At 70.0% G+C, this 12,231-nt stretch carries 15 protein-coding genes; 5 read left to right on the forward strand and 10 right to left on the reverse strand.

All coding sequences use genetic code 11. From position 1 onward, the window contains the following. Positions 1-38: 38 nt before the first annotated feature. The 9 genes from PUT80_RS14125 to PUT80_RS14165 all read right to left on the reverse strand — a co-directional run bounded on the left by PUT80_RS14125 (position 39) and on the right by PUT80_RS14165 (position 7,307). A complete protein-coding gene (locus tag PUT80_RS14125) occupies positions 39-365 on the reverse strand; it encodes a hypothetical protein (protein ID WP_275292202.1) in 327 nt (108 codons plus the stop codon). Next, positions 362-1,165 (reverse strand): DUF692 domain-containing protein, encoded by an 804-nt coding sequence (locus PUT80_RS14130; RefSeq protein WP_037819213.1) that lies wholly within the window; start codon positions 1,163-1,165, stop codon positions 362-364. The genes PUT80_RS14125 and PUT80_RS14130 overlap by 4 nt, the downstream gene beginning before the upstream one ends. After that, entirely contained in the window at positions 1,158-1,985 is an 828-nt protein-coding gene (locus PUT80_RS14135) for a TIGR04222 domain-containing membrane protein (RefSeq protein WP_275292203.1), read from the reverse strand. Before PUT80_RS14135 ends, PUT80_RS14130 begins: the two co-directional genes overlap by 8 nt. 18 nt (positions 1,986-2,003) lie before the next feature. After that, complete coding sequence (locus PUT80_RS14140) at positions 2,004-2,951, reverse strand: TIGR04222 domain-containing membrane protein (RefSeq protein ID WP_275292204.1); 948 nt, start codon at positions 2,949-2,951, stop codon at positions 2,004-2,006. 98 nt (positions 2,952-3,049) lie between these two features. Beyond that, entirely contained in the window at positions 3,050-3,958 is a 909-nt protein-coding gene (locus PUT80_RS14145) for a TIGR04222 domain-containing membrane protein (RefSeq protein ID WP_275292205.1), read from the reverse strand. A gap of 112 nt (positions 3,959-4,070) precedes the next feature. Then, positions 4,071-4,499 carry a peptide-methionine (R)-S-oxide reductase MsrB gene (msrB, locus tag PUT80_RS14150; protein ID WP_037819046.1) on the reverse strand — a complete coding sequence of 143 codons (429 nt, stop codon included), beginning with the start codon at positions 4,497-4,499 and terminating at the stop codon, positions 4,071-4,073. Positions 4,500-4,518: 19 nt separating this feature from the next. After that, entirely contained in the window at positions 4,519-4,824 is a 306-nt protein-coding gene (locus tag PUT80_RS14155) for a hypothetical protein (RefSeq protein ID WP_009075657.1), read from the reverse strand. 50 nt (positions 4,825-4,874) lie between these two features. After that, entirely contained in the window at positions 4,875-6,515 is a 1,641-nt protein-coding gene (locus PUT80_RS14160) for a serine/threonine-protein kinase (RefSeq protein WP_275292226.1), read from the reverse strand. Between the two features lie 117 nt (positions 6,516-6,632). Beyond that, positions 6,633-7,307, reverse strand: a complete 675-nt coding sequence (locus PUT80_RS14165) for a TVP38/TMEM64 family protein (protein WP_037819040.1) — start codon at positions 7,305-7,307, stop codon at positions 6,633-6,635. 37 nt (positions 7,308-7,344) lie between these two features. Between PUT80_RS14165 and PUT80_RS14170 the strand changes: the two genes are divergently transcribed. From PUT80_RS14170 to PUT80_RS14180, 3 genes are all read left to right on the forward strand, one after another. Continuing rightward, entirely contained in the window at positions 7,345-8,367 is a 1,023-nt protein-coding gene (locus PUT80_RS14170; RefSeq protein ID WP_275292206.1) for a DNA polymerase domain-containing protein, read from the forward strand. Positions 8,368-8,559: 192 nt separating this feature from the next. Beyond that, positions 8,560-8,952: a DUF6221 family protein gene (locus PUT80_RS14175; RefSeq protein ID WP_134666391.1), complete on the forward strand. Its 393-nt coding sequence runs from the start codon at positions 8,560-8,562 to the stop codon at positions 8,950-8,952. A 626-nt stretch (positions 8,953-9,578) separates the two neighbouring features. Further along, positions 9,579-10,430 (forward strand): NAD(P)-dependent oxidoreductase, encoded by an 852-nt coding sequence (locus tag PUT80_RS14180; RefSeq protein WP_043838268.1) that lies wholly within the window; start codon positions 9,579-9,581, stop codon positions 10,428-10,430. Here PUT80_RS14180 and PUT80_RS14185 read toward each other — a convergent pair. Beyond that, positions 10,420-11,325, reverse strand: coding sequence for a hypothetical protein (locus PUT80_RS14185; protein WP_275292207.1), 906 nt, complete (start codon positions 11,323-11,325; stop codon positions 10,420-10,422). The two genes, PUT80_RS14180 and PUT80_RS14185, sit on opposite strands and share 11 nt — an antisense overlap. Positions 11,326-11,480: 155 nt before the next feature. On the opposite strand from PUT80_RS14185, the gene PUT80_RS14190 reads away from it, so the two are divergent. Together PUT80_RS14190 and PUT80_RS14195 are read left to right on the forward strand one after the other, a co-directional pair. Beyond that, positions 11,481-11,885, forward strand: a complete 405-nt coding sequence (locus tag PUT80_RS14190; protein WP_037818980.1) for a DUF948 domain-containing protein — start codon at positions 11,481-11,483, stop codon at positions 11,883-11,885. Further along, the gene (locus PUT80_RS14195; protein ID WP_037818978.1) at positions 11,882-12,175 is read left to right on the forward strand and encodes a hypothetical protein; all 294 of its coding nucleotides are present in this window, start codon (positions 11,882-11,884) and stop codon (positions 12,173-12,175) included. Before PUT80_RS14190 ends, PUT80_RS14195 begins: the two co-directional genes overlap by 4 nt. Positions 12,176-12,231: the final 56 nt, after the last annotated feature.

Here is a 12,231-nt window from a genome sequence, read left to right on the forward strand (position 1 = left end):
TCAGCGTAGCCAGCACCACCGACAAAAACCGAACGGGCTCAGCACCGGAACCATCTGCGTCGAGGTTTGGGCAGGTCACCGCGGGCGATGAGCCACTCCGCAAACGCGTCGGCATACTCGCGCGCCCGGATCGAAGTCGTCTTCGGACGCTCCGCCGCGTACGCGTCGAACAATGGCCGATACCGCGGGCCCAGCGCCTCGGGCAGGTCCGGCCGCAGGTAAGCCACCAGCCGCCGTCGCTTGGCGAGCAGGACGTCCGCTTCGATGCGCAACCGCGAGGCATCGAAGCCGGACGGCGCCTCGGCCCCGGTCAACAAGCTGTCCAGCAGCGCAGCTTGCCGAGCCGCCAGTTCTTCCCGGCTCACAACGTCACCGCGGTGCGCAATGCGACCAGTTCGGCGGCGAGTTCGGAATCGGTGGGGTAGTCGTCGTCGCGCTCCAGGAGAACGCCCGGCGGATCCGTGCGCCGACGCAGTTCGGCGAGCAGATCCAGCACCTCCGGCAGCACCGGATGCGCGTGCGTGTCGTGATAAACCCCGTCGCGCTCCACGCCGCCCGCCATGTGCACGTACGCGAGCCGTTCCCACGGAATCCCGTCCAGGAACGCCACCGGATCGGTGCCCACGTTGCGCGCGTTCGCGTAGAGGTTCGCGACATCGATGATCAGCAGGCAGCCGGTCCGCTCGGTCAGCTCGGTGAGGAATTGTTCCTCGGTCAGCTCGTTGTCCGGCCACTCCAGCAGCGCGGCGATGTTCTCCAGCGCGAACGGTACGTCCACAATGGACTGTGCGAGCCGGACGTTGTCCACCAGCACGTCCAGCGCCGCGCGCGAGCGAGGCAGCGGCATCAGATGTCCGGAGTCGAGCCCGCCCGCTCGGACGAAGCACACGTGGTCGCTGACCAGCGGCGCGTCGAGAGCCCGCGCCAGTTCGGCCAGGTGCTCCACTCGCGCGGTGTCCAGCGGCTCGGCTCCGCCCAGCGACAGCGACACCGCGTGCGGCAACACCGGCATCCCGCGATCCTTCAGCGCCAGCAGGCTTTCCGGCAGGTGCGGGGCGTGCAGGTTCTCCGCGACCACCTCGACCCAGTCGACGCCCGGCAGTCGCGCGATCGACAGGTCCAGTTCCGGCCGCCAGCCGATGCCGATCCCCAACCGGTCAGCCACCGCACCCACCTCCGCCTCCGCACCCGCTGCCACCGCCGCAGGACGATCCACCGCCGGACGACGTTCCCGCACCGCTCGTCAACGCCAAGCTTGTCGCATGGTCCGGGTACTGCGCGAACCCGCCCAGCGCGACCAGCGAAGCAGCACCGAACAGCAGCGCGCTGGACTGCGCCCGCTGCGTCACCGGGTCTGTCCGCACCGCAGCGACCAGCGCGCGCCCGGCTTTAGTCGGACGGACTTTCGGCCGTCTGCGGCCGGCCACCGCCAGGACCGTCAGAATCGCGGTGATGGCCAGCAGGACGTTCAATCCCGCAGTCGGCCGGTGCAGCGCGGAGCCGTTCACTGAGCGCACCAGACCGACTATGAACAGGGCGGCGTAGACCAGAACCACTCCGGTCGCGAAGGATGCGGAGGCGACCGTAACCAGACCGCGTTTGCGGAGGTCGTTTCCGATGCTCCGCACCGGCGCGGAGACCGCTTCCGCCGTACGCAGCGTCGAAGCCGTGTGGGGCCGCTTCCGCACGCCCTCGTAGACCGCCTGCTCAACCGGCCCCGTCGGCGCTCCGGAGACGGCCGTGAGCTGACCCCTGCTGTCGACCCGCAGCAGCCCGCGCTCCAGCAACGCCGCGATCGCCGTGTCGACCGTGCGGTGAGGGCCGCCGACGAGGCAGGCGAGCTGGTAGACGTCGAGCGGACGATGCGTGTCCGCAGGCGCTTGGCGCAGCAGCGGCCGGACCAGCTGCACCGCCAGCGTCAAGGCCAGCGCGGAACCGTAGACCGCCAGGAACTGCGGGCCGGAGATCCCCCAAGGCTCGTGCATGGTGCCTCCCTCCTTCGGTTATCCGCCGCAGCCGCCCCCGCCGCCGCAACTGCTGCCTCCGCCGCACGAAGACCCGCTGCTGCACGAGGAACCGCCGCTGCTGCACGACGATCCGCCGCTCGACCCGCCGCCCCCGGTCCAGCTGCCGCCGCCGCTGATCAGCGCTGTGCTCATCTCCTCGTCCGGGTACAGCGCGATTCCGCCGAGCGCGACCACCGCCGCGGCGCCGACGAGCAATGCCCCGCTGCCGTTCCGGTTCGTGGCAGCGAACTCCTCAGGCCGCTCCTCGGCAGCCTTCGCGTCTTCGCGGGCGCGCACGACGATCGCGTGGCCCGCGTCGGTCGGGCGCGAGGTCTTCGAGCCCTTGCGGACCGCGTAAGCGATCAACGTCAGGGTCCCGGCCACGACGAGCAACCCGATCAGCCCACCGATCGGCCGGTCAAGCTGCGCTCCGTTGACCGCGCGGACGATCCCGATCAGCAGCAACACGGCGTACGCGGCCACGATCCCGGCGCGGAAGCCGTCCAGTCCGTCGCCGGCGACGAGCAGCCCGCGTCGTTCGAGGTCCTGGCGGATCTTCTCCACTTCCGGCTGGACCGTCGGCGACTTGCGCACCATGGCGACGGTCGCCGTTCCGCCCTGCGCGGCGTCGTGCACCGCGCGTTCCAGCCTCTTGCGAGCCGGTCGCTTGCCGATCGCGCTCAGCTTGCCCTTGCTGCTCACCCGCAGGAGTTCCTGTTCCAGCAGCGTCGCGATCGCGGTGTCGACCGTGCGGTCCGAGCCGCCGGCCAGGTACGCGAGCTGGTAGACGTCCGGCTGCAGCGGCGCCTCGACGGTCGCGGGCGCGTTCCCTCGCCGCGACCGCGCGATCGACGGCCAGCTGATCTGCACCAGCAGGACGACGGCCAGCGCCAGGCCGAAGATCAGCAGGAATTGCGGGCCGGAAATGCCCCACGGTTCGTCCACGGCTTCCCCCTCGTTTCAGCGTTGCCGGAACCCTAACCGGCCGGTCGCCGGAGGCTGTCGGCAGAACTGACGCACTCGATGTCCGGTTCGTTCCCGGCTCAGCTGTTCCCGCCGCCGCAGCCCCCGCCGCCGCATCCCGACCCGCACCCGGAACCGCCGCATCCGGAGCCGCAGCCCGCTCCGCCGCCGCAACCAGACCCGCAGCCCGTCCCAGCGGCCCAGTACCCCGCCGGTCCGGCGAACCCGCCCGCGGCTCCCGCGATGGCCGCCCCCGCCCGACGGGTCGCCGGGAGACCGCGGAGCAGGGCGACCCGCAGCTCGCGATCCGGGTGATTCGACAGTCCGCCGACCGCGACGCTCCCGGTCAGACCGCTGATCAGGCTCTGATCCGGCCACGCCGCTTCGGCTGCTTCACGTCCGGCGTCGGTCGGCCGGATCCGCCGGGCCGCCCGGCGACGGGACAGCGCGGCGAACACGAACCACGCAGGCAGCAGAACCGAAATCAGCACGTAGCCGTTCAGCCCGCCGACAAACGCCGCCACACCGGCCGCCGCCAGCACCGCTTCTTCGATCGCGGTCCACTTCCAGGCCTTGCGCAGCGCCTGGCCGTCGACCAGCAGTCCGCGCTTGGTGAGGTCGTCGACCAGTTCGCGGACCGTGTCGGCCCAGACGAGACCGCGCAGCACCGTCGCGATCCCGACCCCCGTGCCGGTCAGCTCGGCAGCTTCCCTGCTCAGCGCGTCCGACGGCTCGGTCGGCGTGCGATACAGCCGTCCCACGGAGTCCGCGCGCAGTTGCTCCCGCTCCAGCATCGAGGCGACCGTCGTCTCGGCGACGCGGAACGGTCCGTTCGTCAGCAACGCGACCTGCGCCGCGGACGTCAGCCGGGTTTCGGGATGCCTGCCCCGGTGCAGCCGGGCGGCGGTCCGCCGTCCGAGCCACCAGCAGACCAGCGCCAGCACCAGGATCAGCGCGGCCGGCATCGCGCGTTCGATCGTCCAGTCCATCACGGTCCCCCTCCGGATGAACAAACCACGTTACCCGCCTGCCCGGGGTTGCCGCCGGACGAAAAACCGCCCTCCCCGGGAGCGGGAAGGGCGGTTTCAGCGGACCTCGGCGTCAGTCGCCGGAGTCCTCGACGAGCTTCAGGGAAATCGAGTTGATGCAGTACCGCTGGTCGGTCGGGGTCGCGTAGCCCTCGCCCTCGAACACGTGCCCGAGGTGGCTGTGGCACGAGGCACACAGCACTTCGATGCGCCGCATGCCCATGGTGCGGTCCTCGCGCAGCAGCACCGCGTCGGAGTCCGCCGGGTCGTAGAACGACGGCCAGCCGCAGTGGCTTTCGAACTTCGTGTCGCTGCGGAACAGCTCCGCGCCGCAAGCCCGGCACTCGTACACGCCGGTGGTCTTGGTGTCGGTGTACTCGCCGGTGAACGGCCGTTCGGTGCCGGCTTGCCGGAGCACCGCGTACTCCTCGGGGGCAAGCTGCTCCCGCCATTCCTGGTCGGACTTCACCACGCGCGGAGTGGTGCCGACGACGGGTTTCATACCTTTCACCCTTCCCACGTTACCTGGAGAGAAAAGCGACCGTGTGCAGCGCGATGTCCCAGGCGGTGACCAGCAGCCCGAGCACGATCAGCACCACGACCAGCGCGGACACCCAGTAGCGGAGCCCGCCGGTGCGGTTGCTGGACTCGGCGAAGTCGGCGACCTGGTCCAGGCACGCCTCGACGGTGAAAGTCGGCCCGGTGCGCTCCATCCGGTCGAGATGGGCGGCGAACGCACGGGCCTCCGGGTCGTACGGATCCAGCCCGACCAGATCCTCGTGGAACCGAGGATTCCAGCCCGGCGGCAGAGCTCCGTTCTCGGCCATGCTTCAAAGGTAGGCTATTCGTCCCGCTGGACCCACCTCTGCGGCGAGTGTCACTGCGCGGGCGCGCCGCTTCCGAGCCGAGGGTCGCTGTTGATCATCAGCGTGCCGTCGTCGGCGGCGATGACCTGCACGACCTTCTGCATCTGCGCACCGCCGTCCGGGACTACGGTGATCTGTACGTCGACGGAGCCGTCTGGGTTGTTCTTGCGCTTGTAAACGTTCGCGCCTCCGTAGGACACCGGCTTGTTCTGTGCCCAGTACGAGGCGAACGCGGCCTGATCGCCGAAGAGCGCCTGCGTCGAGGGGGTCAGCATTGCCCACCCGGTCGGTGTCCCGGCGTTCTGGTAGAAGTCCACGGCCAGCTTGCCTGCAGGACCCCACTGCACGTTGCCGCTGGATTTCACTGGCGGCGCAGAGGAACTCGGCGTGCTCGACGGAGACGCCGGAGCGGAGGAGTTCGGCGCGGGCGGCTGCGCGTTCGACGAAGGCCCGCCCTTGTCCCGGCTGCTGCTCAACACCAGAAACACCACCAACGCCACCGCAACGACCGCCGCGGCACCGCCAGCGAGGAACGCCATCTTCTTCTTCCGAGCCGCTGCAGGCGAAACCCGATCCCCCGACCCAGCACCGGAGTAGTTCGGCGCAGCAGCAGTCGGCGTAGGACGCACCGCAGGCTGCGGACGCGGCGGAGTATTCGCCGGGGGAGCAGGACGCGAAGGCGCACCCATCGGCATGAACGCAGCAGTCGGCGTCCGAGGCGGGTTCGACGGAGCCTTCGGCGCGGCAGCGGCAGCCGCCGCCGGAGCACTCGCACGCGCCCACGGCGGACGGGACCCGTTGCTCCCCGGACCGCGATTCCCCGACAGCAACTGCTGCGGCGCAGCCGGTTCCCCGGTCGCCAGCTGAGCCAGCCGCTCCCGTGCCTCGGCCATGCTCGGCCGCTCGGAAGCCTCGCTGCGCAGCAGGCTCATCAGCAACGCGGTCGCCGGACCGGCCTGCGTCGGCGGGTTGACCTGGCCGTTCGCCGCCGCGTAGAGCAGCGCGAGCTGGTTCGTGGTGTTGCCGTACGGGGTTTGCCCCTCGATCGCCTGGTACAGCGTCGCGCCGAGGGCGAAGACGTCCGAGCTGGGCACCGGGTCGGCGCCGCGGGCCAGTTCGGGGGCGAGGTACGCCGGGGTACCGCCGATGAGGCCGGTCTGGGTGAGCGTCATGTCGCCGGCCGCGCGGGAGATGCCGAAGTCGGTGATCTTCGCGGTGCCGGTTTCGTCGATGAGGATGTTGCCGGGCTTGACGTCCCGGTGCACGATCCCGGCGCGGTGCGCGGCCACGAGCGCCGCGGCGACCTGTTCGCCGATCCGCGCGACCTGGCCGACCGGCAGTGTGCCCTGTTCGGACAGCACCGCGGACAGGCTCGGGCCGTTGAGGTACTCCATCACCAGGCACGGGTCGCCGCCGTGCTCGGCGACGTCGAACACGACGATCGCGTTGGGGTGCTGGAAACGGGCCGCGTTCTTCGCCTCGCGCATCGCGCGCTGGCGCATGTTGTCGCGTTCGGCCTCGGAGACGCCCGGCTGCGGCAGGATCTGCTTGATCGCCACCGACCGCTCCAGGCGCACGTCCACGGCACGCCACACCACGCCCATGGCACCGCTACCAATGTGCTCGACGAGGCGGTAGTGCCCCGCGATCAGCTGCCCGGTGTCGATGACGCCCGCTCCTGACGAAAGTCCCGTGATCGTGGTCGTGCGCAGCGCGGATACCCCTCGCGCACCCGAACGAGTGTAGCGGTCGGAAGTACCTGCCCGCCGTCAGCCAGCCGGTGCCGACGGCACGGGCGCCTCCGGCTCGGCGGCGGGGACGCGCTTCCGCAGCACCCGCACCAATCCTGCCGCGCCGAGCGCGGCGAAGACCGCGTAGCAAGCCAGCAATGCGGGCGGCGTGTCGCCGGTCAGCGCGTCCGCGAAAACGACCACCGCGATGGTTCCGGGGACGCTCCCGAGCGCCGTTCCGGCAAGGTACGGAACGAGTTTCACGGACGAAACGCCGCACAGGTAGTTCATCGCCGAAAACGGGACGACCGGGATCAACCGCAGCGACGTGATGGCGAGCACGCCGCCGTCGGAGAGCCGGTCGTTGACCGCCCGCACCGGCGCGCGGTGCAGGTGCCGCAGGATCAAGTCGCGGCCGAGCAGCCGGGCCAGCCCGTACGCGAGCCCGGCGGCGATCGTGGTAGCCGCCAAGGCGATGACCACCCCCGCGACGCTGCCGACGAGCAAACCGGCGGCCAGATTGAACACCGTGCGCGGGATCGGCGCGACGGTGAGCAACGAGTAAGCCACGAGGAGCACCAGCGGAGTCATCGATCCGGTCTCCGCGGCCCAGGTGCGCAGCTGCGCCGGTCCCGGAATCGGCAGCCACAGCGCGGCGGCGCCGAGAAGAGCTAGCACGACCAGGGCGGCGATCAGCTTGGTTCTCCCGGACACCCCGCCACGGTACGGCACTCGCGGCTACGGTGGCCGCATGGCCAAAAACGGCGATCCGGTCGAGTACCAGGTGGGGGAGCGCACCGTCCGGGTGTCGAGCCCGGACAAGGTCTACTTCCCCGAACGCGGCATCACGAAGCGGCAGGTGGTCGAGTACTACCTCGCCGTGGCCGATCCGTTGCTGCGCGCGATCGGCGAGCGGCCGACCACACTGAAACGCTACGTCGACGGCGTCACCGGCGAGTGGTTCTATGCCAAGCGCGTGCCCAAGGGCGCGCCGGACTGGCTCCAGACCGCGCGGATCACCTTCCCCTCCGGCCGCACCGCCGATGAGGTCTGCCCGACCGAACCCGCGGTGTTCGCCTGGGCGGCCAACCTCGGCACCTTCGACTTCCACCCGTGGCCGGTCCGCCGCCCTGACCTGGATCACCCGGACGAGCTGCGGATCGACGTCGACCCGCCGGAGCGCGCCGGGTTCGCCGACGCGGTCGAGGTCGCCGGCGTCGTCCGCGACGTGCTCGCCGACGCCGGGCTCACCGGCTACCCGAAGACCTCCGGCGGCCGCGGCGTGCACGTCCTCGTGCGGATCCGCCCGGAATGGGACTTCATCGCGGTGCGGCACGCGGTGATCGCGCTCGGCCGCGAGGTCGAACGGCGGATCCCGGACAAGGCGACGGTCTCCTGGTGGAAGGAGGAACGCGGCGGTCGCGTCTTCCTCGACTACAATCAGGCGGCCCGGGACCGGACGGTCGCCTCCTCCTGGTCGGTGCGCGGCACCCCGCGCGCGACCGTGTCGACCCCGCTGACCTGGGATTTGCTCGCCGACGTCGACCCGGACGACTTCGACGTCCTGACCGTCCCCGGCTTCCTCGCCGAGCACGGCGACCTCCACGCGCCGATGGACGAGAAGACGTTCGGCCTGGAGACGCTGCTGGAGTGGTACGAGCGCGACGACCGCGATCTCGGCGGTGCGGAACTGCCATACCCGCCGGACTATCCGAAAATGCCTGGCGAACCGAAGCGGGTGCAGCCGAGCAAGGCCCGATCCGACCAGGCGTGATCGTCCGATCGCCGGGCGTGTTCACTCTCGGTGATCAACATTGCGGGGAATTTCGCGAATGTTTCCGCAGGTCGTACTGGTTTTTCCGAGGTTGATTACCGTGAGGTGCACCGCTAAGCGGTAACGCGCCGGGGTCGAGGTGCGACTATTGCCGGAACCGGAGGGGAGCCGGGACCGGAGGAGGGAGGCGTCGTGGACGACCTGATCGCGTTCCTGGCCGCGCGCGTCGGACAGCGGCAGGCGCTGATCATGCAGGCGGTGCAGAAGGGCAAGGCCGGCGAGTCGCTCAACCGCGGCGAGGCCAAGGTCGGGCTCGAGGAGCGGGTCCGCTCCCTTGGCGACCTCGAACTCGACGTGGTCAACCAGATGATCAACGAGATCGAGGCGACGCGGCGGATCATGCTCGCGCATCGGACCACGGTGTCGGAGAAGGTGCCCGGGTTTCCGTTGTACGGCAGCGAGTATTGGTGTGAGACCTGTCATGTGCCCGCGGATGAGGCCGGGTCGAATTGGTGTTTGACGTTGCGGTTGCTGGCGTTGCCGTATGCGGATCATCCGGATTACAGCGAGCGGTGGAGGCCTTGAGCGGGTTCGGCTCGTCGCCTGGCGGCGACATTGCTTTTGAGGGTCGCGTGGGGCACCCCGAAGGTTGATTGTGCTGACGGTCGGTGGGTGCTTGTCAAGGCGGGAAAGATGCCTTGACAAGCACCCACCGACCGCAGATGAGCTTCGTATCGGGGTGCGGGGGAGGGCTGGGTGCCTCGCTCGTTGGGTGCACCGGCTGCGGGTGGGGCTGAGTGCGTCGATGCTTGGGTGCACCGGCTGCGGGGAGCGGCTGGGTGGCTCGATAGCGGGTGCATCGGCAGCGGGGGTGTTGCTGGGTGCCTCGACGGTTGAGTGCATGGGCTGCGGGTTTTCGGGCGGGGCTTGCGCCCCAATGTGGCATTGGGTGCGTGGGATGCACCCAATGTGGCGTTCGTTGCGTGAGATGCACCCAATGCCGCATTGGGGCGCATCGCTGGCGGGGGCTGCGGCGAGGGTGGTCCGTGAAGGGCTCCTTGAGGGAATCTAGGTCCGTGAAGGGGCCCCTCACCGTCGGTGGCTGGTCGTGAGGGGGGCCCTGACGGAATCAGAGTTCCTCAGGGTGGCCCTCAGGACAGCGGCGGGGCGGTCATCCTGCCGAGGTTTGGGTCTGGCGGCACGATGGCCGGATGACCACAGTCGCATTTCTCGGTACCGGGATCATGGGCCGTCCGATGGCCGCCAATCTTGCTCGTGCTGGGGTGACCGTGCGGGCTTGGAACCGGACTCGGGCCAAGGCTGAGCCGCTTGTCGCGGACGGGGTCACCGTTGTCGGGTCGCCTGGCGAGGCGGTCAAGGGGGCCGATTTCCTGGTCACCATGCTCTCCGACGGGCCTGCGGTTGCTGAGGTGTTTCGCGGGCTCTCCCTCGAACCGGGGACTATTTGGTTGCAGACCAGCACCGTCGGGGTCGAGTGGGCTGATCGGCTTGCTGAGGCGTCCGTCGCGGCGGGGGTGCCGTTTGTCGATTGTCCGGTGATGGGGACGAAAGGACCCGCCGAGCAGGGGAAGCTGCAGGTGCTCGCGGCTGGGCCGGACAACGTGCACGACGGTGCGGCGGAGGTGTTCGACGCGATTGGTTCCACGACTCGCTGGCTCGGCACCGAACCCGGTACGGCGACGCGGCTCAAGCTGGTGATGAACGCGTGGATTCTCGCGCTCACCAACGGTACCGGGGAGAGTCTCGCCCTCGCGAAGGTGCTCGGGGTGGATCCGCAGTTGTTCTTCGACGTCATGAGCGGCACGGGGTTCGACGTGCCTTACGCGCGAGCGAAGGGACCCATGATGCTCGCCGGTGAGTACCCGGCCAGTTTCCCGGCGTCGCTCGCGGCGAAGGACGCGCGGCTTGTCGTCGAGGCTGCGGGGCACGCGATCGACGTCGGCGGGGCGGCGGCTGCGTTGGCGCATCTGGAGTCTGCAGTCGAGGCGGGGCATGGCGAGGACGACATGGCGGCGGTGTACGAGGGGATCGTCAAGCGTTGAGCAAAGATGCGACACGGTCGACGCCGATGCCGGAGACGAGCAGGCGTTCCTTCGCGTTGCCGAGCAACCGTGCGGTCCACGGGGTGAAGCCGCCATCGCCGACGGGGACAAGGCCGGAGCCGAAGTCTGCGGTGACGGTGAAGCAGACGCCGGAGTAGTAACCGCGGCCGACCGAGCGGTCTGGGGCGTCGGAAACAGCCACGTCGGGCAAGGATTCCCGCATCGAGGCGGCGAAATCGGCGAAGCGGGTGTCCAAAGTGGTCACTTCGAAGCCTGCCGCGCGGGCACCGGCGGCGCGCACGGCTGTCGTGAGCAGCTGCGCGTGCTCAATCAGGTGTTCGCGTTCGAAGGACAGGCTGCCTCGGTCGCGACCGGCGGTGATGGCGGCGAACAGGGAGAAGTGCGCGAAGAGACCGGGGGCCGGAAGCTGGGCTCGGACGACGCGTTGCACGGTGGTGAGGCGCACCGGCGCGGAACCGGTGCGGCGGACAGCTGCTTCGAGCGCGAGGCCGTTCGTCGGGTCCGCAGCGACCTCTGTGCCGCGTCCAGTGGGGACGACGCGGTGCTGGGCCAGTCCGGCCACTGTGGAATGCGCGCCGAGCGGGGTAACCGGCGAGAGGGTCACTCGATCGAATTCCGGCGGCGCGGCGGAAAGCAGGGAGTCTTCGACCCGCCGCAGAACCTCGAACGGCAAGGGCGCGGGGGTGGTGAAGCGGTCCTCGCGGTAGCGGCGCAGGACGTCCGGCCCGCGCAGTTTCGCGGCTCGGCGGCGGGCTACTTCCAGTTGCAGCGTGGTCAGGTCCGCGCCGGGAAGGCCGGCGAGCACGTCGGCGGCGGGGCCGCCCGGCCCGGCCAGCACGCGGGGGAGCGGGCCGCGTCCGTTCGAGGAGTCCATGGAACGAGCAGACCAGCTCGGACACGCCCGGCGCGAACTGTTTTCCGCGACGGCGACTGCGCTGGGTGACCACTGCGGCGGGGGGTCCCCGCCGAGAAGCGCCGCAGGCGGTAACCTCACACCACCTAAGACCCCGCACCACCCGAGGAGGGCCCGTGTCGGCAGGGCAGATCGCCGCGCTGATCGCCGCAGGAGCTTTCGTACTGCTGGTCTTGCTGCTGGCGATCCCGCTGCTCAAGCTCGGCCGCACGCTGGACGAGGCGACGATCGCGATCCGCAAGGCGCACGAGAACAGCGACCCGATCCTGATCGGGGCCAACGAGACGATCACGCACGTCAACACGCAGCTCGAGCGGGTCGACGGGATCACCTCGAACGCGCAGGCGGTCAGCGGCAACGTCTCGGCGCTCTCGTCGGTCTTCACCGCGACGCTCGGCGGCCCGCTGGTGAAGACCGCCGCGCTTTCCTACGGCATCAGCAAAGCCATCCGCGCGCGCCGCAAGAAGCAGGAAGCCAAGGCCTCGAAGGCGCAGCGCCCGGCCCGCCGGGGGAAGAAGTGAAGCGGCTGTTCTGGCTCGGGGTCGGGGTCGTCGCGGGAGTCGCGCTGAGCCGCAAGGCGAGCGAAACCGCTCGTCAGGCCACGCCGGCCGGGTTAGCATCGAACTTGGGCGACGCCGTGCGAGAACTCGCGGGCGCCGTCGGTTCTTTCGGCGCCGAGGTGCGCGCCGGGATGAACGAACGGGAACAGGAGCTGCACGACATGGTCGAGGAGCGGACCGCCGTCGCGCCGCCTTCGGGCAGGCACGCCGCACGTCGCCCCGCCCGGCGAGCTCGCCGGGCGGAGGGCTGATCTCCGCGCGCCTTCCGCCGCCTCCGACCCCCGTTTCCTTTCCCCGGCCGAAGCCG

Origin of the sequence: Amycolatopsis sp. La24, assembly GCF_029087445.1 — a bacterium.
Classification (GTDB): Bacteria; Actinomycetota; Actinomycetes; order Mycobacteriales; family Pseudonocardiaceae; genus Amycolatopsis; species Amycolatopsis nivea.

Bases quoted from the DNA above. Each gene is read 5' to 3' on its own strand.
- msrB (WP_037819046.1), bottom strand. From the start codon at position 4,499: ATGAAACCCGTCGTCGGCACCACTCCGCGCGTGGTGAAGTCCGACCAG.
- PUT80_RS14135 (WP_275292203.1), bottom strand. From the start codon at position 1,985: ATGCACGAGCCTTGGGGGATCTCCGGCCCGCAGTTCCTGGCGGTCTAC.
- PUT80_RS14155 (WP_009075657.1), bottom strand. From the start codon at position 4,824: ATGGCCGAGAACGGAGCTCTGCCGCCGGGCTGGAATCCTCGGTTCCAC.
- PUT80_RS14185 (WP_275292207.1), bottom strand. From the start codon at position 11,325: ATGGACTCCTCGAACGGACGCGGCCCGCTCCCCCGCGTGCTGGCCGGG.
- PUT80_RS14180 (WP_043838268.1), top strand. From the start codon at position 9,579: ATGACCACAGTCGCATTTCTCGGTACCGGGATCATGGGCCGTCCGATG.
- PUT80_RS14170 (WP_275292206.1), top strand. From the start codon at position 7,345: ATGGCCAAAAACGGCGATCCGGTCGAGTACCAGGTGGGGGAGCGCACC.
- PUT80_RS14145 (WP_275292205.1), bottom strand. From the start codon at position 3,958: ATGGACTGGACGATCGAACGCGCGATGCCGGCCGCGCTGATCCTGGTG.